Annotated in this window: 20 protein-coding genes; 19 read left to right on the top strand and 1 reads right to left on the bottom strand. The window is 56.6% G+C overall.

Annotated elements, in window-relative coordinates; translation table 11 throughout:
• The first annotated feature begins 16 nt into the window (after positions 1-16).
• From folC to WG938_RS03500, 19 genes are all read left to right on the top strand, one after another.
• Positions 17-1,489 carry a bifunctional tetrahydrofolate synthase/dihydrofolate synthase gene (gene folC, locus WG938_RS03410; protein ID WP_339978796.1) on the top strand — a complete coding sequence of 491 codons (1,473 nt, stop codon included), beginning with the start codon at positions 17-19 and terminating at the stop codon, positions 1,487-1,489.
• Positions 1,490-1,584: 95 nt separating this feature from the next.
• The gene (locus tag WG938_RS03415; RefSeq protein WP_339978798.1) at positions 1,585-2,004 is read left to right on the top strand and encodes a DUF4233 domain-containing protein; all 420 of its coding nucleotides are present in this window, start codon (positions 1,585-1,587) and stop codon (positions 2,002-2,004) included.
• Between the two features lie 114 nt (positions 2,005-2,118).
• Positions 2,119-2,529, top strand: a complete 411-nt coding sequence (gene ndk / locus WG938_RS03420) for a nucleoside-diphosphate kinase (RefSeq protein WP_339977574.1) — start codon at positions 2,119-2,121, stop codon at positions 2,527-2,529.
• A gap of 430 nt (positions 2,530-2,959) precedes the next feature.
• Positions 2,960-6,721: a translation initiation factor IF-2 N-terminal domain-containing protein gene (locus tag WG938_RS03425; protein ID WP_339977576.1), complete on the top strand. Its 3,762-nt coding sequence runs from the start codon at positions 2,960-2,962 to the stop codon at positions 6,719-6,721.
• 282 nt (positions 6,722-7,003) lie between these two features.
• Entirely contained in the window at positions 7,004-7,312 is a 309-nt protein-coding gene (gene rplU, locus WG938_RS03430) for a 50S ribosomal protein L21 (RefSeq protein ID WP_339977578.1), read from the top strand.
• A gap of 33 nt (positions 7,313-7,345) precedes the next feature.
• Positions 7,346-7,606 carry a 50S ribosomal protein L27 gene (gene rpmA / locus WG938_RS03435; protein WP_339977580.1) on the top strand — a complete coding sequence of 87 codons (261 nt, stop codon included), beginning with the start codon at positions 7,346-7,348 and terminating at the stop codon, positions 7,604-7,606.
• Positions 7,607-7,757: 151 nt separating this feature from the next.
• Positions 7,758-9,263: a GTPase ObgE gene (gene obgE, locus WG938_RS03440; protein WP_339977582.1), complete on the top strand. Its 1,506-nt coding sequence runs from the start codon at positions 7,758-7,760 to the stop codon at positions 9,261-9,263.
• Positions 9,264-9,265: 2 nt separating this feature from the next.
• Positions 9,266-10,414 carry a glutamate 5-kinase gene (gene proB / locus WG938_RS03445; RefSeq protein WP_339977584.1) on the top strand — a complete coding sequence of 383 codons (1,149 nt, stop codon included), beginning with the start codon at positions 9,266-9,268 and terminating at the stop codon, positions 10,412-10,414.
• 8 nt (positions 10,415-10,422) lie between these two features.
• The gene (locus tag WG938_RS03450) at positions 10,423-11,157 is read left to right on the top strand and encodes a class E sortase (RefSeq protein ID WP_339977586.1); all 735 of its coding nucleotides are present in this window, start codon (positions 10,423-10,425) and stop codon (positions 11,155-11,157) included.
• An 18-nt stretch (positions 11,158-11,175) separates the two neighbouring features.
• A complete protein-coding gene (locus WG938_RS03455) occupies positions 11,176-11,370 on the top strand; it encodes a hypothetical protein (RefSeq protein WP_339977588.1) in 195 nt (64 codons plus the stop codon).
• A 35-nt stretch (positions 11,371-11,405) separates the two neighbouring features.
• Entirely contained in the window at positions 11,406-12,734 is a 1,329-nt protein-coding gene (locus WG938_RS03460; RefSeq protein WP_339977590.1) for a glutamate-5-semialdehyde dehydrogenase, read from the top strand.
• Positions 12,735-12,839: 105 nt separating this feature from the next.
• A complete protein-coding gene (gene nadD / locus WG938_RS03465; RefSeq protein WP_339977592.1) occupies positions 12,840-13,490 on the top strand; it encodes a nicotinate-nucleotide adenylyltransferase in 651 nt (216 codons plus the stop codon).
• Positions 13,491-13,608: 118 nt separating this feature from the next.
• Positions 13,609-14,067 carry a ribosome silencing factor gene (rsfS, locus tag WG938_RS03470; protein ID WP_339977594.1) on the top strand — a complete coding sequence of 153 codons (459 nt, stop codon included), beginning with the start codon at positions 13,609-13,611 and terminating at the stop codon, positions 14,065-14,067.
• Between the two features lie 4 nt (positions 14,068-14,071).
• Positions 14,072-14,725 carry a histidine phosphatase family protein gene (locus WG938_RS03475; RefSeq protein ID WP_339977596.1) on the top strand — a complete coding sequence of 218 codons (654 nt, stop codon included), beginning with the start codon at positions 14,072-14,074 and terminating at the stop codon, positions 14,723-14,725.
• Positions 14,722-15,981, top strand: a complete 1,260-nt coding sequence (locus tag WG938_RS03480) for a DegV family protein (RefSeq protein ID WP_339977598.1) — start codon at positions 14,722-14,724, stop codon at positions 15,979-15,981. Before WG938_RS03475 ends, WG938_RS03480 begins: the two co-directional genes overlap by 4 nt.
• Before the next feature lie 97 nt (positions 15,982-16,078).
• Positions 16,079-16,912: a ComEA family DNA-binding protein gene (locus WG938_RS03485; RefSeq protein ID WP_339977600.1), complete on the top strand. Its 834-nt coding sequence runs from the start codon at positions 16,079-16,081 to the stop codon at positions 16,910-16,912.
• The gene (locus WG938_RS03490) at positions 16,913-18,886 is read left to right on the top strand and encodes a ComEC/Rec2 family competence protein (protein ID WP_339977602.1); all 1,974 of its coding nucleotides are present in this window, start codon (positions 16,913-16,915) and stop codon (positions 18,884-18,886) included.
• 214 nt (positions 18,887-19,100) lie between these two features.
• Positions 19,101-19,595: a DUF6230 family protein gene (locus WG938_RS03495; protein ID WP_339978800.1), complete on the top strand. Its 495-nt coding sequence runs from the start codon at positions 19,101-19,103 to the stop codon at positions 19,593-19,595.
• Positions 19,582-20,754 (top strand): DUF6114 domain-containing protein, encoded by a 1,173-nt coding sequence (locus tag WG938_RS03500; RefSeq protein WP_339977604.1) that lies wholly within the window; start codon positions 19,582-19,584, stop codon positions 20,752-20,754. The genes WG938_RS03495 and WG938_RS03500 overlap by 14 nt, the downstream gene beginning before the upstream one ends.
• Here the strand turns inward: WG938_RS03500 and WG938_RS03505 are convergent.
• Positions 20,751-21,431 carry a TetR/AcrR family transcriptional regulator gene (locus WG938_RS03505; RefSeq protein WP_339977606.1) on the bottom strand — a complete coding sequence of 227 codons (681 nt, stop codon included), beginning with the start codon at positions 21,429-21,431 and terminating at the stop codon, positions 20,751-20,753. The genes WG938_RS03500 and WG938_RS03505 overlap by 4 nt on opposite strands.
• Between the last annotated feature and the right edge of the window lie 29 nt (positions 21,432-21,460).

Below are 21,460 nucleotides of genomic sequence, written 5' to 3' on the forward strand. Positions count from 1 at the left end.
GTTCGGCTCGCTGTCGATGAACGAAGAGGGGTTATCGCTTCCTGTCGACGTCGATAAGCCTGTCAATGCGCCGACCTCACAGCAGGTGACGGCGGAGGACCTGGCAGAACTTGCTGTCGTCGAAGCGGCACTAGATACGCGTTGGCCAGAGACGAAGATTGATCCGTCGCTGGAGCGTATCGAGAAGTTGATGGATTACCTGGGCTCGCCGCAGCGCAGCGCTCCAGTGATTCACGTTGCCGGCACCAACGGCAAAACTTCGACTGTTCGTATGATCGAGTCGCTGGTGCGGGCGATGGGACGTCGTACCGGACGCACGACGAGCCCGCATCTACAGCTGGTGACGGAGCGCATCGCTATTGACGGTGCCCCAATTCACCCGCGGGACTATGTCCGAATTTGGCGTGAGATTCAGCCTTTTGTCGAGATGGTCGATGCTGAATCTGAGGCCGAAGGCGGGCCAAAAATGAGCAAATTCGAAGTGCTCACGGCGATGGCATACGCAGCTTTCGCGGATGCACCCGTCGATGTCGCTGTCGTCGAAGTCGGTATGGGCGGCACATGGGATGCGACGAACGTCGCGGAAGCCGATGTCGCAGTGGTCTGCCCGATTGGTCTGGATCACACGGAATACCTCGGTGACACCATCGCTGAAATAGCAGAGGAAAAGGCCGGCATTATCAAGTCTCGGTGGAACGCCTCTGATTTGTTGACTCCGCCGGACAACGTCGCCGTTATCGGTGAGCAGGTTCCAGAAGCGATGGAAGTTTTGCTGAAGAGGGCTGTTGAGTGCGACGCGTCAGTCGCGCGCGCTGGTGCTGAATACGGCGTCGTGTCGCAGCAGTTGGCAGTGGGCGGTCAGCATTTGACTCTCCGTGGACTTGCCGGCGAGTACGAGGACATTCACTTGCCTTTGCATGGCCCTCACCAGGCCCGCAATGCTGCCACTGCACTTGCTGCCGTCGAAGCGTTTTTTGGTGCAGGTCCCGGTCGTCGGCTCGCAATCGATGCCGTGCGCGAAGGCTTTGCGACGGTTACCTCACCAGGCCGCCTCGAACGAGTACGTGCTACGCCGACCGTCTTTATCGACGCAGCACACAACCCGCATGGTGCCCGCGCGCTGCGTGAAGCATTGCAGGCAGAGTTCGACTTCCGCAAGGTTGTCGGAGTTGTCGCTGTATTGGGTGAGAAGGATGCTCGCGGAATTCTGACTGAGCTGGAGCCTTATCTGGAGGAAGTTGTGGTGACGGAAAATTCGTCGCCACGCGCCCTGCCAATGGAGGACCTCGCCGACCTGGCGGACCAGATTTTTGGAGATGAACGAGTACACCGAATCGAGACGCTGCCATCTGCTGTTGAACTCGCAGTTGCGCTGGCGGAAGAAACCGATTCTGGAGATGGCATCGTGAGTGGTTCTGGTGTTATCGTGACTGGCTCAGTTGTCACTGCGGGTGAAGCACGGACCCTATTTGGAAAGGATCCACAGTGAGCGAAAAAGAAACACAGCCGAGTGCTAGTGGTTCACAGCGAGATCTGTCGGGAATCGACCGCGAGGCACTGCGCGCGTACGAACACGGCCAAGACTTGTCAGATGGCGGTAAGTACGGGCCACTCGGTGCTGGACATGACCCTGCGAAGGATCCACTAAAGGGTCTTCGCGGAGTGATGGCGGGTACGTTGGTCATGCAGTCGATCTCCGTCTTGTTGGGCCTTACTGTCGTCTCGCGTGTCGATGGCGGCAGCATCATCGGCCACACCGCCGGTATGGCCTACATCGCCATCCTCGGTGTTGTGCTGTTCCTGCTTGCATTTGTTCAGCAGCGTGAGTGGGCGGTCAAGGCGAATATCGTCACGCAGGTGTTTAGTCTGCTGTCGTTTGTCGCGCATTGGTCGATGGGCTTCGTCGGTGTGATTTTCGCTCTCGTGTGGCTCTACATTTTCCATCTGCGCAAGAACTTGCTGCAGCGCATGGAGCGTGGCTTGCTCACTACTCAGCACATGTAGTGCTGCGTAGCGCTGGGCATTTGCTTCACGACGATCCCACTACAGCAGCCGTCAGAAATAGGGTGTTGCACCCTCGTTCTGACGGCTGTCGCTATTACAAGTATTATTCGGTTCATGACTGAACGTACCCTGATTCTGATTAAGCCTGACGGCGTTGCACGCGGACTCGTTGGCGAGGTTATCTCTCGCATCGAGCGCAAGGGCCTGAAGCTGGTCGCTATGGACCTGCGTACCGCTGACGAAGCTACGGCTAAGGAGCACTACGCAGAGCACACCGAGAAGCCATTCTTCGGTGAGCTCGTTGACTTCATCACCTCCGCACCACTGGTTGCAGGCGTGATCGAGGGTCCAAATGCTATTGCTGCATGGCGTCAGCTGGCTGGTGGCACCAACCCAGTCGAGTCTGCAACCCCAGGCTCCATTCGCGGTGACTTCGCACTCGAGGTTTCCAACAACATTGTTCATGGCTCTGATTCCCCAGAGTCCGCAGAGCGTGAAATCGGTATCTGGTTCCCAAATCTCTAATCAATTCTAGCGCCGAATGGCGGTGAAAACCGCCAAACAACACTGAGGCCACCGCCAGCACATGTTGGCGGTGGCTTTTTCTATATTCGGGGTGGGGAAAGCACGCAGCATGGGCAAGTGTTGAATTGCGCCGATTCATACCTTGATCCCGTACCTGTGCGACAATGGACAGCGCATAGAGATGTTCGCTCGCTGACTCCTACTCTCTGGTTTACGGGAACCCTCGAGGAGGGTTCACAGCTGTAGGCGCAGACGATCGCTGGGCATCATTGTGCGACAACAGACTTTTAAATATTCAACCGTCGTTTTGTAAGACCCCGCAGCAGACATGCAATGTTTGAGTTCTCGTTAGATGGAGAGAACTTTTGTATTTTCATGACGCGTCGTCGTTGCGAGTGGGCCTAGACGGCACCAAGGAGAACCTCATACCGTGGCAGACTACAGCCAGGAATTAGTCGCTCAAGCGCGCAACTTTAATAACGAAGAAGCACCACACAAAATTCGTGTGCATGCATTTGCGAAAGAATTGGGCATAACTTCAAAGAAACTTATTGCGTTCCTCGCAGATATCGACGTTGCAGTGAAGACAGCATCGTCGTCAGTGGACACTGAGCAGCGTGCAAAACTGCTCGCAGCGATTTCCGGATCCGACGTGGTAGCGGGCGATGCGACTGAGCAAGCAGCAGATCAGGCAACAGCGGAGCCTGAGCCTGCGGCGGAGCCAGAAGTCACAGCGAAGCCTACAGAATCCGACAACGCCGATGCTGAAGAAGCAGGCACCGAAGAAACTGACGTCGCAGAAACGCACGCCGAGGACGTCGCCGACCAAATTGATGTCGTAACTGACACTGCCAGCGACGCGGATACTGCTGTTGAGAACAGTCTCGTCATCATGGGTGATCATGGCGACGACGTCACTGAGCAACTTGTCGAAGTTGTCCCACCAGTGACCCCGCCACCTCCAAACCCTACGTTCGCGGTGCCAGTTTTCATGGCTCCGAAGCCGATTGTCGACACCCCGGACGAGTTGGACGAAAGTATCGATGATGACGGTGGCGAGTTCGTCGTAAAGCCAGAGCAAACTGAAGACCAGGAAGAATCTGCTGCTGAGTCGCCAGAGCGTCAGCCACGCCCACGTCGTCGTCGGGGGCGTCGTCGTGGTCGGGGAGCAGGTGCACCTGATTCCGCGCAGAAGTCAGCACAGACCAATGCGACGGACGAGGCTGAGAGTGCACCTGACGAAGGCACGAGCCAGACGCGAGTAACAAAGACTCGTTCCGTCGGACATGTGGAACCCGCTGAAGATGACGTTCCCGTGATTGAAGAGCCAAAGGCAGTGAAGGGTTCGACGCGGTTGGAAGCACAGCGTCGTCGTCGTGAAGAGCGTAAGGCAGAGTCTCGCAAGCGCCATGTCATTTCTGAAGCCGAGTTTTTGGCGCGGCGTGAGTCCGTCGAGCGCACGATGGTTGTGCGTGAGCGGGCGAGAACGGATCATCATGGCACCGTGACGCAGGTTGGTGTGCTGGAAGATGACATTCTGGTTGAGCATTTTGTCACGTCGGATACGCAGACCACGCAAATCGGCAATATCTACCTTGGTCGTGTGCAAAACGTGCTGCCAAGCATGGAAGCAGCGTTCGTGGACATCGGAACGGATCGAAACGCTGTTCTGTACGCGGGTGATCTGAACTGGAAGATGTTCGGCAATGCTGGACGTAGCCGTCGCATTGAACATGCGTTGAAGTCAGGCGACCAGGTGTTGGTGCAGGTCACCAAGGACCCAGTGGGGCACAAGGGTGCTCGACTGTCGACGCAGATTTCGCTCGCTGGCCGATTCCTGGTGTACGTACCGGGTGGCCGCAGCGCTGGTATTTCGCGAAAGCTACCAGAGTCTGAGCGCAAGCGACTGAAGGAGATCCTGAAGGAAGTTACTCCTGCAGGCTCTGGCACGATTATTCGCACCGCAGCGGAGAACATGTCACGGGAAGACATCAAGGCTGATGTCGATCGTTTGGAAGCACTGTGGCAAGACATTGACCGTCGCTCGGAAGAAGCGAAGGCCCGTCGTGGCGCAAAGCCGCTGACGTTGTATGAAGAGCCAGACATGCTCGTCAAGGTTGTTCGCGACCTGTTTAACGAAGACTTCACTCGTCTCGTAGTTGAAGGCGACCGCCCATGGCATACGGTGTCGGATTACGTTGAACGAGTTGCACCAGAGTTGGCGAGCCGACTTCAGCAGTACAAGGCTCACCAGCACGGCAATGTAGACGTCTTTGAACATTTCCGTATCGACGAGCAGCTTGCCAAGGCTCTCGAACGCAAGGTGTGGCTGCCGTCGGGTGGCACGCTGGTCATTGATCGCACCGAGGCAATGACCGTGGTCGACGTCAACACGGGCAAATTCACTGGTGCTGGTGGCAACCTCGAAGAGACTGTCACGCGCAACAACTTGGAAGCTGCCGAAGAAATTGTTCGCCAGATGCGTCTCCGCGACCTTGGCGGAATGATCGTCGTTGACTTCATTGACATGGTGCTGCCAGAAAACCAGGACTTGGTTCTGCGCCGTTTGAAGGAAGCCCTTGGCAGGGACCGCACGCGCCACGAGGTCAGTGAAGTTACCTCGCTCGGCTTGGTCCAGATGACACGCAAGCGACTTGGTACAGGTTTGCTCGAAACCTTCTCGACGTGCTGTGAAGCCTGTAACGGCCGAGGTCTGATCATCCACGTCGATCCGGTAGAGCAGGACGAGCAGCCGCGTCGTCATGCGAAGAGCAAGAAGAATCAGCACAAAAAGCCAACGGAACTGCAGAAGCATCCTGTTGCTTTGGCTATGCAGAATGACGACGAGTTGGAAGATGCGTCCCGCGATTCCACGGCGCAGGGCCAGGGCGCTGACAAGCAGTCCGGCCGGCAGCACGAGGAACGTCCAGAGCGCCAGGAGCGTCACGATTCCGAACGTCCGGCACGATCGGGACGTCGTCGCCGTCGCGTAACTACGCGTCCACAGGATGCGCAAGATCGTCGCACGAGCACTCAGTCGCAGGAGACTGAGAAGCCACAGGACGCAGTCGAGGCGGCCGTGGAATCGGTGGTAGCTGAATCTCAGGCTGAGGAAAAGCGCCCACCACGTCGTCGTCGACGACGTGCGGCGGCTCAACAGGGTAGACACCGGGATGCTCGTCGTGAAGAGTTCCGGGAACCACGAGAAGACAACTCGATTGCTGCTGTTGCTGCTGCAGCCGTTGCTGAGGCACGTGAGGCAGATCCTGAAGAGCCATCCGATGATCGCTACGTGGCGCACACTGGACGTCGTCGCCGTCGTCGTCGGGTAGTGCACGTCGATCATCGCGCGGAAACCCAGCGCACGGAGCCACAAGCGACAGCCGTGGCTGAACCTGCGCCAACAGCGACCCAGTTGGAAGCGCCAGCTACGCCGACCGACAAGGTCGCAAAGAGTAAGACGAAGAGCGAGGAGACTCCAGAACGCACGGGCAAGGAAACTCTTGCTGCTCGTCGACGTGGTCGTCGACGGGTAGTTCGCCGAGTAGCTCGTACGGACATCCGCCAGGAGGAAAGCCCAGAAACGGAGCTGCTGACCGCTGCTGACGACACCAACGACAAGCAGCGTCCAGAAACGAAGTCGGGCGGACGTTCTGCGAAGCGTGCTACCCAACGCTCGGGCCAGCGTCAGGCGAAGAAACAATCCGAGCTACGCCAGGAGAAGACCTACGAGGAAGCGAAGGCTGAATTCGACAAGTCACCGCGTCGCCAGCGTCCAACTCGTGGCAAGTCTCGCTCGGATCACGCACCAAAGCCTGAGGACTTCACGCCACAGGCAGAGGCAGCTGCTCCGAAGACGCAGACTGCGAAGACCGACGCTCCGCAGACTCAGGCACCGCAGGCAGCGACTACTGGTGAAGAAGCTTCGAAGGCTTCTGCTCCCAAGTCTGGGACTGCTTCACGACGTGGTCGTCGTCGCGTAGTTCGCAAGAACACAGGCAGCCAGGCTACGAAGAAGTCTGCGCCGCGTTCATCGGCTTCTCAGCCAACTGAGGCTAAGAGCGGAGCAAAGACTGAGTCGAAGAAGGCGACGGCACCGAAGACCGGGTCTGCACAGGCTGAACCGTCGGCATCGTCGGCACGCTCGGGTCGTCGTCGCACTCGACGGGTAGTACGTCGGGTTTCGGAGTAGTACAAAGCGCCGATTGCAAAATGCCCTGGAAGAGCCTCTAAAGAGGGCTCTGTCCGGGGCAGTTTGTAATTTAGGGGTTACATTCGCTACTCTTGACCAGTCGCTGTTCAAAGGTGTGCTAGGCATGCGCTGGACGAGGTCACGAAAAATCGGGATGCTCGCCTGGAAAGCGAACTGAGAAATCGGCTCGCGGTCCAAAGCACACTGAAGGACGCAAATACATTGTCCAGTCAAGGAACAACAGTTCTTTGAGCCAATCAACGAAAAAGGGGTAGCCCTCCTATGTACGCGATCGTCAAGACCGGCGGCAAGCAGTACAAGGTTGCCGAAGGTGACCTCGTCAAGGTCGAGAAGATCGAGGGTGAGTCAGGTTCTTCCGTGGCTCTCACCCCGGTTTTGCTCGTCGATGGCGCAGATGTCGTTTCCGACGCTGACAAGCTTGCCAACGTTAAGGTAAACGCCGAAATCGTCGAGTCCGCTAAGGGCCCGAAGATCCGCGGTATGCACTACAAGAATAAGACCGGCTACAAGCGTCGTTGGGGCCACCGTCAGCAGCTGACGGTACTCAAGGTCACTGGTATCGCTAAGTAAACCCGCCGATCAAGCTTTTCCCAAGGAGAAATCATGGCTTCTAAGAAGGGTGCATCCAGCACCAACAACGGCCGCGACTCCGAGGCCAAGCGCCTCGGCGTGAAGCGCTTCGGCGGCCAGCAGGTCAAGGCAGGCGAGATCCTCGTCCGTCAGCGCGGAACCTCGTTCCACCCAGGTGAGAACGTCGGTCGCGGTGGCGACGACACTCTCTTCGCCCTGAAGGCAGGTGCCGTTCAGTTCGGTTCCCGTCGTAACCGTCGCATCGTTTCCATCGTGGAAGACGCTGAGGCGTAAACAACTGAGCTTTTAACATGAAGGGGCTGCCATTTGGCAGTCCCTTCATTCTTTTAATACCCAGGCGTGCGCATGTGCCAAAATTGGTAGAGAACTCGTTTTGATTTCTTTCGCATTCCGTGCTCTTTTCTAGGAAACAGGAATTTCAGTCATGTCTCGTTTTATTGACCGTGTAGTACTGCACTTGCAGGCCGGTGACGGTGGCCACGGCTGTAACTCCGTGCTCCGGGAAAAGTTCAAGCCACTCGGCGGTCCCGATGGCGGTAACGGTGGTCATGGTGGTGACATCGTCCTTGTTGTCGACCCGCAAGTCCACACTCTGATGGACTTTCACTTTCACCCGCACATCAAGGCGGAAAAGGGAAGCCCTGGCGCAGGTGATCACCGAAATGGTGCGCGTGGTGAAGACCTCATCTTGAAGGTGCCAGAGGGCACTGTTGTCACCACGACGGATGGGGAAGTGCTGGCTGATATGACCGGCATCGGTACCCGCTTCGTCGCAGCTGAAGGTGGCTACGGAGGTTTGGGAAATGCAGCATTGGCCAATAAGCACCGCCGCGCACCAGGTTTCGCTCTATTGGGCGAACCAGGCGAAGAAAAGGACCTAGTACTCGAACTTAAGTCCATGGCCGACGTTGGCTTGGTGGGGTTCCCGTCGGCAGGTAAGTCCTCTCTGGTTAGCGCCTTGAGCGCGGCTAAGCCAAAGATTGGTGCGTACCCGTTTACGACGTTGCAGCCAAACCTTGGCGTGGTCAATGTTGGGCATGAGTCGTTTACCATTGCGGACGTTCCTGGGTTGATTCCGGGTGCTTCGGAGGGCCGTGGTCTGGGATTGGATTTCCTGCGCCACATTGAACGTACGGCTGTGCTTGCCCATGTTGTGGACTGTGCGACGTTTGAAAGCGACCGTGACCCGGTATCCGATATCAAGGTGTTGGAACACGAACTGGAGAATTACCAGTCCGTGTTGCAAAACGATGTGGGTCTCGGTGACCTACGCACGCGCCCTCGCGTCATTATTCTGAACAAGCTGGACATTCCAGATGCTAAGGATATGGCGGAGATGATGCGTCCAGAGCTTGAGGAGTTCGGTTGGCCAATCTTCGAGATTTCCACCGCAACCCGCGAAGGTCTGCAGGAACTGATCTACGGCCTGAAAGACCTCATTGAGAAGTTCCGTAAGGACAATCCTGCTCCTAGCCCTGAGAAGCATACTGTGCTGACTCCGAAGCCTGTCGGACGTCGCGGTCGCGTCCAGGAGTTCGAGATTGTCAAGGATCCAGACCACGAAGGTGGTTTCAAGGTTGTCGGGCGCAAGCCGGAACGATGGATTCACCAGACGGACTTCGAGAACGACGAAGCTGTCGGTTACTTGGCCGACCGCTTGGCCAAGATCGGTGTTGAAGAAGCACTGGCCAAGGCTGGTGCAGTTCCTGGTTGCCCAGTGACCATCTCGTACATCACTTTCGAGTGGCACCCACAGATGGCTGCCGGTGAAGACTTCGTGCCATCCGGTCGAGGCACCGACGATCGCCTGTACGCGAACGAACGTGCCTCTGCCGAAGAGCGCAAGCGTGCCTCGCAGGCTCGTCGTGGACTCATTGACGAATTCGACTATGGCGACGGCCAGGTCGCAGATAGGGAGCGTTTCCAGTAACTATGCATGTCGCCTCAACCCCATCCGCACCAACGGGTTTCTCCAGTTCAACGCGCAACGATATTGCGTTGGCGAAGCGAGTCGTCGTCAAGATCGGCTCGTCATCTCTGACTGGCCCCGACGGACGTACCGATCCAGAACGCATCGACTTTATTGCGGATGCATTGGAGAAAAGAATGGGGCGAAGCGACATCATTGTGGTGTCGTCGGGTGCAGTGGCGTCAGGAATGGGACCTTTGGGCCTGACGTCACGGCCAACTGATTTGGCAACGAAGCAGGCCGCCGCTGCTGTCGGGCAGGTGCGCTTGGCACAAGAGTGGGGACGTTCGTTTGCACGCTATGGACGGACGACTGGCCAGGTGCTTTTGACGGCATCGGACGCTGGTGACCGCACTCGTGCGCGCAATGCGCAGCGAACTATCGACCGTCTGCGCCAACTCCATGCAGTGCCGATTGTGAACGAGAATGACACGGTCGCTACGTTCGAGTTCCGCTTCGGCGATAATGACCGTCTGGCGGCGTTGGTGAGTCACATTGCGTATTGCGATGCGTTGATCCTCTTGTCAGATGTAGACGGTTTGTATGACCGCAATCCTTCCGAACCTGGTGCGAAGTTCGTTCCGGAAGTGTGGAGCGGGAATGACCTGAAGGGCGTTATCGCAGGTGACGGTGGCGCTCTTGGCACCGGAGGCATGGCATCAAAAGTTACTGCAGCGCGACTGGCATCCCGTGCTGGTGTGCCTGTTTTGCTGACTTCAACCGAGAATATCGATCGCGCTCTCGACGCAGCGGATGTTGGCACAGCATTCGCGGCTAAGGAGAATCGCTTGTCGTCGTGGAAGTTCTGGGCATTGTATGCGGCAGACGCTCACGGAGTTTTGCGTATCGACGAAGGAGCCGTGACAGCAGTAACCGAATGGCGCAAGTCTCTCTTGCCAGTCGGTATTACTAGCATTGATGGCGATTTTTCGGCGGGTGACATTGTCGAAATTGTCGGGCCCAACGGTGAAAGCGTCGGCCGTGGTGAAGTGAATTATGACGCGAGCGAGCTGGAACAGATGATTGGATTCCCAACAGCGTCTCTACCAGACGGGATGCAAAAGCCAGTAGTGCATGCCGATTACTTGTCGGAATATGCTTCACGTGCATAATTGTTTGTATGTTCAGCAGAATTATTGGCGTTATTGGTGAGCTCCTCATTACAGCAGGAGTTATTGCCGCGTTGTTCGCCTTTTACTTGCTGTATTGGACGGGTGTAGAAAACTCGAAGATACAGGGGCAGGCAGCGGACGATCTTCGTTCTGCGTGGAACCAGCCAGTAGCTAACGCTGCACAACCAGATCCGAATGGTGCCGGCAATGTCCTTCCGGGCAACGAGGGTGCCAATGGTTCTGCGACGTGGGCAGAGCAAGGAAATCCAGTCGCATTCCTCACTGCCCCAAAGGCAGGCATTAACGAACTGGTGGCGTTTGAAGGCGTGGATCAGGGAACGCTGGCGGCAGGCCCAGGCCACTACCCAGATACTGCACTGCCAGGGCAGGTAGGAAACTCGTCGTTTGCTGCTCACCGCGATGGCAATGGCGCGCCGTTCGACAACATTGACGTGCTGGGCACCTGTGATGACATCACCGTCGAAACGCGAGACGCTGTGTACCACTACAAGGTATTGCCACTCGATGGTCTAGCTGGAGCGGGGGAGACTTTTGATTGCGTTCCTGAGGGGACTGAGATTCCAGCTCTTCCCGGCAGCATGATTGTGACACCAGATCGCGTCGATGTTGTGAATCCGTCGGGCAACGCCACAATGCTGACGTTTACCACGTGCCACCCAAAGTGGGATAACACCCACCGTTTGATCGTGCACGCAGTTCTCGCTGGCGTAGACCAGAAGTAAGCGAAAGAGGGTAAACACATGTATGCAGCGTTGTGGCGCATTCTTCCCGGCCCAGTGTGGTTCCGACTGATTGTGGTGCTAGCGCTCTTGGTAGGCATCTTCTTCTTGTTGATGAAGGTCGTCTTCCCTTGGGTCGAGCCGATGCTGCCGTGGACCGATGTAGCAGTCGCATCTGGTGTCGCTGGATTCCTTGGAGATATTCCGGCAGCGTAGCTCCGTAAGCCGTGTTCATTATCTATTGTGGAAACATGGCTGAGAGCACACAGAATAATTCCGCGTCGACTACTGACTCCGAGCTCACCCCAGCGCGTGCAGCTGAACGTGCAGAGGTTTTAGAAAAAGCTTGTCGAGCAAAGGACGCATCCCGAGCACTTGCTCAGTTCACGTCAGCGCAGAAGAACGAGATTCTTCTCGCTGCTGCTGAAGAACTTGTCGCACAAACTTCTGCCATCCTGGCTGCGAATGAAGCAGATATTGCCGCTGGTCGTGAACGTGGCATGGAAGAGTCTCTGATTGACCGCCTTCGTCTCGATTCCGACCGAATCGAAGGTATCGCAGGTGGCCTTCGTCAGGTAGCGGGTCTCGATGACCCAGTGGGCGAGGTACTGCGTGGCCGTGTGCTGCCTAACGGCATCAAGCTGTCGCAGGTGCGGGTGCCTCTCGGCGTGATGGGCATGGTGTACGAAGCCCGTCCGAACGTGACCGTCGATGCTTTCGGCTTGGCACTGAAGTCCGGCAATGTCGCATTGCTGCGTGGCTCTAAGTCAGCCGTGAACTCGAATACCGCGTTGGTTGAGGTGCTTCGCAGCGTGTTGGCAAAGCATGATGCACCTGAGGACCTGGTTCAGTTGCTTCCTTGCGAAACACATGACTCCGTACAGGATCTCATCACGGCTCGTGGACTTGTCGACGTCGTCATTCCTCGTGGCGGTGCTGGCTTGATCAATGCCGTCGTCAAGGGTGCGACTGTACCGGCTATCGAGACCGGAACGGGCAATTGCCATCTATACATTGATGCGTCTGCCAAGCTGGATGACGCAATTGCGATGTTGATCAACGGTAAGACGCGTCGTTGTTCGGTGTGCAACGCCACTGAGACGGTGCTTTTCGACGCTGCGTTGTCCGATGCTGATATCCGCAAGGTACTCGCTGCGCTGCGGGACAAGGAAGTCCGGGTGCACGGTGACGTAGACAACTTGGCGCGTGTTCAGTGGGACGGCGAGATCATTCCAGCGACCGAAGACGATTGGAACGACGAGTACCTGTCCTTCGATATTGCGGCGAAGATTGTCGACGGCGTTGAGGCTGCGACGAACCACATCAACGAACATGGCTCGGGGCATACCGATGCAGTCGTCGCACAGGACTGGAACGTATGTGAAACGTTCGTGGACCTCGTCGATTCCTCGACCGTCAATGTCAACGCATCGACGGCATTCACTGATGGTGAGCAGTTCGGCTTTGGCGCTGAGATTGGTATTTCAACTCAAAAGTTGCACGCTCGCGGGCCAATGGCGCTGCCAGAGTTGACGTCGACGAAGTGGATTTTGCGCGGTACGGGCCAGACTCGCCCATAAGCACGACGTTCGTGCCCACCTGATGTCGTGTTGAGCAATCACACGACGGGGATACAGCCACGCCTCGATTATCTAGGTGCGCCTGTGCCCGGTAATGTTCCTGCCATGTCTGACAGCGTCGTAAAGCAGAACGATAAGAAGTTCCGCCTGGGAATCATGGGCGGTACGTTCGATCCGATTCACAACGGTCACCTCGTGGCAGCAAGTGAAGTTGCGGCGCGATTTGATCTGGACACGGTGTTGTTCGTGCCGACTGGCGAGCCGTGGCAGAAGGCGGGCCGAAAGGTGTCGTCAAAAGAGGACCGGTATTTGATGACAGTCATCGCGACTGCGTCGAATCCACGTTTCTCGGTATCACGTGTTGATATTGATCGTCCCGGGGCGACGTACACCATCGATACGCTGCGAGATTTGGCGCACAAATACCCGGATGCAGAATTGTTCTTCATTACTGGTGCGGATGCGTTGGAAAGGATCATGACGTGGCGCGACTGGGAGAAGATGTTTGATGCCGCGACGTTCGTCGGTGTTAACCGTCCTGGTTTCCATCTGTCGGAAAAGGAACTTCCTGATGTCGACCGTGGCCGACTGCATCTCATCGATATTCCGGCAATGGCAATTTCCTCGACCGATTGCCGTCAACGGGCGGCTGAAGGTCGCCCAGTCTGGTACTTGGTGCCTGATGGAGTAGTGCAGTACATCGCAAAACGGGGTCTGTACCAGGAACCTGGTGTCGGTTCGGCACCAGAACCGTGATGGTTCATGCACTATCATCGGAGGGAACACCGTTTTGTTCTAAAACGTGTTGTACCGCACTTTTGTTTTACAACTTCTTTGTCTTACAACGTTTTCAACTAGGAGCTGAAGCTTACTCGTGACTGCATCTGCCGAGGCCACAAAACTGGCCAGCCTTGCCGCCCTCGCTGCCGACCGCATGAAGGGTGAAGATGTCGCAGTGCTTGATGTCTCGGATCCATTGGTTATCACCGATGCATTCGTACTGGTAAGCGCCGACAATGAGCGTCTGGTTTCCGCAATCATCGACGAAATTGAAGATGATTTGCGCGAGGCGGGAGCGAAGCCTGTTCGTCGCGAGGGAGTGCGCGAAGGTCGCTGGGCGCTGCTTGACTACGGTTCCGTTGTCATTCACGTCTTCCGCGAAGAAGAGCGTGACTACTACGGCCTCGATCGTTTGTGGAGCGACTGCCCACGCATCGAGGTTGAAGGTCTGGAGCAAAACGTGACGGAAGCTCGTCGCGATGCAGCGCTGTCGGCGCGTTCCATCGATGAAATCCCACTGGCTGCAGAAGCCCCTGACGCAAACGAATTCTAGAATCATGGCCACCACCGAGATCCCACCACGCCGGTTGATCCTGCTTCGTCATGGAGAAACCACATACAACGCAACGCGTCGTATGCAGGGGCAGCTCGATACCGAGTTGTCGGAGGTGGGCCTTGCGCAGGCTGCGGCCGTCGCAAAGCATTTCGAGCATTTCACGCCTGCGGTGACTCGGATTGTGTCGTCGGATCTACAGCGTGCTGCGCGGACAGCGGATGCTGTTGGCGAGATTTTGAATGTTGATGTCTCGCGTGACCAGCGCTTGCGGGAGACTCTGCTGGGCGTGTGGCAGGCGCGAACTCATGAGGAGATTGACGCAGAGTATCCGGGGCTTCGGTACCGGTGGCGGCACGATGCCGAGTGGGCTCCGGAAGGTGCGGAGACCCGATTGGAAGTGGCGCAGCGGATGCGCGCTGTCGTCGACGAATTGCTTGACGACGAATCGTGGCCAGGCAGCACCTTCATGTTGGTGGCACATGGTGGAGCTATTGCGGCGCTGACAGCGATTCTCATGGAGGTGCCGATCAGTCACTACACCATGTTCAATGGGCTGCGGAATACGGCGTGGGTGGAATTGTCCGCGAAGCACCGTGAAGACGGAAGTCTCGGCTGGTATCTCGGTGCTTTCAATGCGCAGGTGACGTGTCCGTGAGTGTGAAGAAGCGGTCGAAGAACAAGAAGCGGGTGCAGATTGTCGTTGATGAATCCGCATGCCTCGAACCCAAGGTAGCGAAGAAGAACGGCATTTTTGTCGTGCCCCTTGAGGTGCTTCAGTCGGAGACAGAAATGTCGACGTCGGCCGCTAGTCCACTTCATCTGTGCGCAACGTATGCGCGAGCGCTGGAGCGTGGCAATGACGCCGGGGTAGTGGCGTTGCACGTGAGTAAGGGACTCTCAGCGACGTGGTCTAATGCTGTGACGGCGGCGAGTGTGCTCGACAATGTTCGAGTTGTCGACACGTCTACGAGTGGCGCAGGTGTCGGTGCGGTCGTAGGTGCTGCTGCCATTCGCGCCGCGAAAGTGGCGGCCGCTGGTGGCACCTTGGATGAATGCCAAGCTGCAGCCGAAGACATGTTGGCCAGCTCTGACTTGTGGTTGTACGTGCCTAAACTTGAACCTTTGCGACGTGGCGGTCGTATCTCTACTGGCCAGGCAGTGCTGTCGACGGCTCTAGCAATCAGACCTGTGGTGGGTTTCGTCAACGGTGCCTTGACGCTGGTGGCGAAGTGCCGAACTGAGCTGAAGGTGAAAGAGCGTCTCGTTCAGTTCGCGGTGGATACCGTTGCAAGTAGTACTGCAGCGCTCGACGAAAATGGCGAGATTCCCGCTCCGCATATTCTGCTGCATCACTGTGATGCCCTTGACGACGTCGTCGAATTGCAAGCGATGCTCGAATTGGTCATGCCTCGTGGCACGAGGTACAAGATCGTGGACCTTCCTCCATCGTTGGTTGTGCACACAGGTCTTGGTGCATATGCGCTGGGCATCATTGTGGACGGACACAAGGTAGACGATGACGCGGTTGATGACTTGGACATGGATGAAGCCGTCAATCGCGCAGTCCAGGGAGTTGTGAATGGGGAGGCTCCGCGGGGCACGATCCCAACCAAGGACGGCGAGCCAGTGTTCACCGCGGTGACCTCGAAGTTGCCGACGTGGAGCGCTAATCGACGTCGCGCTATCGAAAAGGCAGATCAACTGTCGAAGGCGATTGCTGACCTGACTCGTCGAGATACCTCGGATCCAGAAGGCGCGAAGTTTGGGGCGACCAGCGGAGGCGTTGAAAATGCGCGCGGTCGCAACGGTGATGAGGTTGTAGAAGATGCCATTGAACGCGGAACCGTGGAAGGTGAAAGCGCTGCTGGCGGTACAACTACCAACGACAATGACACCCTCGACCAGCCATAGGCATTGCTGATCCACAGCTGCATTCTTATCCACAGCAATGGCGGTTATGTGGTGATGACGGGCGTCGTCGTGAAGCCCATGGATTTATCGTGCAGGCGTGGACGCACTACGAAACCGGCTTGGCGACCTGCTTGAACCGATTCCCGATGACGAAACACTGCCCATTGATTTTTCTAGGAAGAGGCTGCGCGTAGAACGGCCAGCTGTTGTCGCGACGGCAGTCATCGCGGTGCTTGTTGTGATCGCAACCGCGATCGGGTTGTTTGTGGTCGCGACGCCGAGTGCTTCGATGCCAGAAGTCGGTGCGCCGGTTGGTGCCGCCAACGTGGTGGACGAGAAGGGTGGCTCGTCCGTGGCGGATGCGGTGGGCGCTGGACCACATCGTCCTGGCGCTGCTGGTGCAGTAGCACCTGCCGATGGCGACATGGCCCCTCCCTCGACAATTGTGGTGTCTGTGGTGGGACTCGTTCATCGGCCGGGAGTAGTTACGGTTGCTGGAACAGCGAGAGTGGCGGATGCCATTGATCTTGCGGGTGGCATGTTGCCAGAAGCGAATCCTGCGAGTGTCGTCTTGGCTGCGCCCTTGCAGGATGGTCAGCAGATTGTTGTGGGGGCGGATGCGTTGCCAGCTACTGGAGGGGTTGCCACGATCCCAGGCGCAGAAACCGGTGGTGGTGCGGCAAGCGGAGTGGCAGGGGCTGATGTTGCTCCTGGTTCGGAGGTGGGGTCCAGTGCCGGGGGCTTGATCAACATCAATACCGCCACGGAGTCCGAACTCGAGGAACTAACCGGGATTGGGCCAGCGACGGCGAAGAAGATCGTTTCCCATCGCGAACAAAACGGGCCTTTCGTCTCCGTTGATCAACTCGAAGAAGTCCCCGGTATCGGTCCCGCGAAGTTGGAAACACTGCGGTCCGAGGCCACTGTTTAGATGACTAGTCTCGCCGTCGCGCGTCCCGGTCTCGACCTCAGACTCATTCCCGCAGCTGTTGCAACATGGTCAATCACGGTTGTTGCTCTGTACTCTTGGCAGGTCGCCGCCGGAGTGGTTGCGCTGTTCGCAGTAAGTATCGGCGCATTGGTTGTGGCTTTTCGACGACGCTGTTGGAATCAACAAGCCTGGGGGACTGCTCTAGTCATCGGTGCCATGCCATCGCTGCTTCTCGTACTCATTGTCACAGCTACCAGCGTGTGTGCAGTTGCGCTGAAGAGGAGAGTCGTCGAAAAGCATGCACTGTTCAAGAAGATCGGAGGTGTGACGCAGGCTGAAGTGGAACTTACGGGTGCGCCTCGGGTGACGGAATTTGGTGCGATGGCAGCTGCGAAGGTCGCGGGGCTGCCGGGGACGGTAGCCGTGTTCGGGGATGAGTCACTGCTGGCTCATGACCGTGGCACTGTGCTTGCCACCATGGTGAAAGTGAAGGAGGCGGATCCGCCAGCGATTTCCGGGATGCGGTTGACGGTGCGTCGAATCGTGGATGTAACGCCTCCGGACGGACATGTCGCGCGTATTCGGCAGGGATTGCAAGCTGCGTCCGAGGACTTATGGAAAGGTCCAGATCGGCTAATTCCAGCGATGACACTTGGCGACGAACGTGGTTTTAACGCTAGTGACCACGAGATGATGGTGGATTCTGGGCTAGCGCATTTGTCTGCAGTGTCGGGTGCCAATGTGGCGCTAGTAGTGGGGGCAGCGATGATGTGCGTGGCATGGGCATCGCCGAGGGTTCGGGTGGTGATTGGTGTTATGTCGCTGCTGGGATTTGTTGCTGTTGTCGGGCTGGAGCCGTCTGTGCTGAGAGCGATGATGACTGGTGGTGTTGGGCTACTGGCCGTGTTGTGGGGGCGACGCGGGCAAGCGATTCCCGCTTTGGCAATGGGGATTGTCGTTCTTTTAGTGGTAGCTCCAGATCTGGCAGTATCTGTAGGTTTTGCATTGTCGGTGGCAGCAACCGCTGGCTTGGTGTTGGCAGTGGAACCGCTTGTTCAACGATTGTTGAAAGTCTCGTGGATTCGTGGATGGCCGGCTCCGGTGGTGCGAGGGACAGCGGTTGCGTTGGTTGCCCATATTGTGACGGCACCGGTGTTGGCACTGTTCATCGGCAACGTGAGCCATGTGGCAGTTGTTGCAAATCTTGTGGCTGCGCCTGCGGTGGCGCCGGTGACAGTGTTTGGAACTGCTTCCGCGCTTGCTACTGCACTCGGACTGACGTGGGTAGCCACTGCGCTGACATGGGTGGCGGCTCCGTTTGCGTGGTGGGTCTACTTTGTGGGGTCGGTAGCGTCCAAGGTTCCAGGTGCAGCGGGCGAACTAGGAGTGCTAGGTGCTGTCGCGCTGGTCTGCTTCGTCGTTGCACTGTGGCGGTGGACGGTGCTGACAACTCATGTGGTGGTGACAGGTGCAACCGTTGTGTTGTGTGTGGCTCCTATATCTGTAGCGTGGGGTTTACATATTCCGCGTGCACCTGCAGGGTGGTTGTCTGCTGTGTGCATGGTGGGGTCGAATGTGGTTGTTTTCGAGCATCCATCGGGGCGAGGGGCGGCGCTGCGTGGGGGCGAAAAGCTTGGCGAAACCAGTTCCCCTCAAGCGACGGTGAACCGAGACTGTCGTATTTCGCTAGGGCTTGGCGGGGAAGATGTGCCAGCTGTAGTTGGTACTTCGACAGGGGTGACAGTGACGACCGTTGTGGTGGACACAGTCGATGAGATCACAGGTTTGAGGGAGGACGACTCCGTAGCAAGGCAAGGCGATGGTGGAGTGACATGGATCGTCGTGAAGCAATGCAATAAGAGGGCGCGAGCAGAGATTGAGACGCCGGATGCAGTGTCTGTTGTGTGTCCGGGACGGGATGGGCCACAGGCTGTTTACACAGATGGGAGGGTGTGGCGTGGGTCTAACCGGTGAACCGTAGTCAACTTTCTTGAAAACGACCCCAAACCGTTGTGCTATTCGTATAATTTTCGAAAATAAAAATACTGGTCGGAACTAGTTCTAAAGACTCAGTCTGGCAAGCAGTGGCGAAAATGGAGGCGACATTGACATGGGGCATGTGAAAAGGTCCAGGTTTGTTGGCATCTTAGCCGCAGGTCTTTTCGTTGCAGGTGGGACTGGCGTGGCTATGGCGCAGGGTGGTATTTCTGCAAACCTTGCGTTGTCCGGAACTGTGATGACTCTGACCGTCGATGAACTTGTAGGTGACAAATCTAGTTTGTTCGTTGGTGCCGAGAAGGCCGGAGACGGTGAGGCAGGTGTGTCGAAGTTGCGGTTCGGGGAAGCCCAAGGAACAAACGTTTGTCTGTCAGCGCCATTAGGGAATGTGCCGGGAGTAGGCGAGGCAACTTTCAAACTCGAAGTTCCGGGTCAGAACTTTGGTGCTGAGAATCTTCTCGTGGGTGCTAAAGACATCAATGGTGCGTTGACGATGACCAACCCTCAAATTGGTATCGATGCCAACCAAGTGGATGAGCGAGCACCTGGAGGTTCCTGGGGGCTGACTGCTACCCAAATGATTGTGCAAGACCAACAACTCAAAGTGACTTCGGTCGCAGCAGACTCTTTGACAATCGCCGGCGCGAAAATCAACGTGGAGACGGGTTCGAATGGTGGATGCTGAATCTACTGAGCAACAACCGACCGACACTCCGCGAGGAAAGGCATTCAAGGAGTGGCGCCAAAACCGCCCGTTTGGCGCTGGCCTTTGCATGGTCTTGGCCGGAGCGGTAATCCTCACCCCGGCGTATCTGACTTTTGATGTGCAGGGATTGCTAATCAGCATCTCATCTTTGTCAGGTGTATCAACGCTATTGATTGGCACATTGCTCATCGCCTCGGGAATCTTGACGTGGTTCGGAAAAGACGCGCGTTTTCTCGCAGGTATCGCAGCCATGGTGCTCGCTATCGTTGCACTACCCACTTCCAACTTTGGTGGGTTTATTCTGGGCACAACTCTGGCGCTTATCGGTGGGGCGCTAGCTTTGTCATGGAGTCCAGATGAGAAGCGAGGCAAGGCAGATCAAGGTCGCGATTCGTCAACACAACTCGTCGCGACGGTCGTCATGCTAGGGGCCATTGCCATGTTGCTGAAGTCTCCGCCACCCGAAGCATTAGCTGCTCCACCGATGTGGCCGGCACCGCCGATTCAGAATAAATGGGCAGTTCCACTGCCACCGCTACTGCCGCCGACTTTGCCAGATCCACCTGTAGTTCCACACCCAAGTGAGTTGGTACCAGAGCCACCAGAGGTGGATGACTTACAGGCCCCAGGAGCAGGTCTCGATCTCGGACAGGCGCCTGCACCTAGGGCAGGAGAGCTCGCGGTATCCAACACGATGGAGATCATCACAGCAGATTCAGTGCGATTGCTTGGAAACGTGAGGCTGTCTGAAACAGCAGTGACTGTTCCATCGGGGGAAGTTATTCAATCGATTCGACTGGATGCTGACCACGTGGAGCTCGACAATCTAGGCCTGCAAGCAGAGGGGGTGGCAGTAGGTCTGACAACAGCGCCTGGCACCATATCGACACTGACGGGCAACTTCCACATCATCGTTCGTTCTCTCACCGCGACACCTGGCGTCGAATCGGGGGAATTGTTTCCGGTCACGATTGATGCTCGAAACATCGATGATTCACTACTAGAGCTGCTCGCACCACATTCGTTGGGACTACCTGATGTTGTGACCGATGAATTGGTACTGAGGAACGTTAGCTTGGAAACTTTCGTCGTCAGAGCAGACGCACTGAAATTGCCAGCTTCGGCTAGTATTTCTTAGCTTGCCTCGCCGGCATGAGTTCGCCCCTCGTCCAAGACTCGAAATACTTCTTCTAAGAATGCATCGTCGTTTGTTTCTTTAAACGCCACCACAACTGCGATAAGTAGGGCTGCAAGTCGTTCAGCAACAACCTCTCGAGATTCAGCAGAAGACTCATCCTCGGATCGAGCCATTAACCATCGCCGAACTTGATACTCAGCCGCAGCAACCCACGTCCTCAGCGCAGCGTGACCAAGTTGAGTCTCTTTGACGGGACGAACTCGTCGAGAAATTTCCGCAACGATTGCAGAGCGCATACCTTCTGCAATGGTGCCTTGGCTGTGACTGTCCAGTAACGACAACACTTCACAGCGAACTGCGTCGGTAATGGACAAAAATTCTTGAATGCCGCAAACGAGTTCCATCCATTGGTTATCTGATCCGAACCCGGAGAACATCCTTTTCTGGAATGCAGTCGCTATTCGGCCGATTATGGATGCCTTGAGATCTTCGATGCCCTCGAAGAGGCGATAGAAGGTTGCCCTAGAAACTCCAGCTTTTTGTGCGATGTCCTCAATTGTGTAGTCATGAGGACTGCCGGTCGAATACAACGTGGCAGCTGCATCGAGGATATCCTCCCGCCTTTGCACAGCAGTTAACCGACGACGATGTGACGGGTGCGCTGATTCAAGGTTCATTCTGAAAAGAATATCGGGAGTCTCGATGG

The organism is Corynebacterium sp. H113 (assembly GCF_037572315.1).
GTDB lineage: Bacteria > Actinomycetota > Actinomycetes > Mycobacteriales > Mycobacteriaceae > Corynebacterium.

Coding starts and splice junctions, on each gene's coding strand:
- folC (WP_339978796.1), top strand. CDS start 17: ATGAACGAAGAGGGGTTATCGCTTCCTGTCGACGTCGATAAGCCTGTC.
- ndk (WP_339977574.1), top strand. CDS start 2,119: ATGACTGAACGTACCCTGATTCTGATTAAGCCTGACGGCGTTGCACGC.
- rplU (WP_339977578.1), top strand. CDS start 7,004: ATGTACGCGATCGTCAAGACCGGCGGCAAGCAGTACAAGGTTGCCGAA.
- rpmA (WP_339977580.1), top strand. CDS start 7,346: ATGGCTTCTAAGAAGGGTGCATCCAGCACCAACAACGGCCGCGACTCC.
- obgE (WP_339977582.1), top strand. CDS start 7,758: ATGTCTCGTTTTATTGACCGTGTAGTACTGCACTTGCAGGCCGGTGAC.
- proB (WP_339977584.1), top strand. CDS start 9,266: ATGCATGTCGCCTCAACCCCATCCGCACCAACGGGTTTCTCCAGTTCA.
- WG938_RS03450 (WP_339977586.1), top strand. CDS start 10,423: ATGTTCAGCAGAATTATTGGCGTTATTGGTGAGCTCCTCATTACAGCA.
- WG938_RS03455 (WP_339977588.1), top strand. CDS start 11,176: ATGTATGCAGCGTTGTGGCGCATTCTTCCCGGCCCAGTGTGGTTCCGA.
- WG938_RS03460 (WP_339977590.1), top strand. CDS start 11,406: ATGGCTGAGAGCACACAGAATAATTCCGCGTCGACTACTGACTCCGAG.
- nadD (WP_339977592.1), top strand. CDS start 12,840: ATGTCTGACAGCGTCGTAAAGCAGAACGATAAGAAGTTCCGCCTGGGA.
- WG938_RS03475 (WP_339977596.1), top strand. CDS start 14,072: ATGGCCACCACCGAGATCCCACCACGCCGGTTGATCCTGCTTCGTCAT.
- WG938_RS03490 (WP_339977602.1), top strand. CDS start 16,913: ATGACTAGTCTCGCCGTCGCGCGTCCCGGTCTCGACCTCAGACTCATT.
- WG938_RS03495 (WP_339978800.1), top strand. CDS start 19,101: ATGGCGCAGGGTGGTATTTCTGCAAACCTTGCGTTGTCCGGAACTGTG.
- WG938_RS03500 (WP_339977604.1), top strand. CDS start 19,582: ATGGTGGATGCTGAATCTACTGAGCAACAACCGACCGACACTCCGCGA.
- WG938_RS03505 (WP_339977606.1), bottom strand. CDS start 21,431: ATGAACCTTGAATCAGCGCACCCGTCACATCGTCGTCGGTTAACTGCT.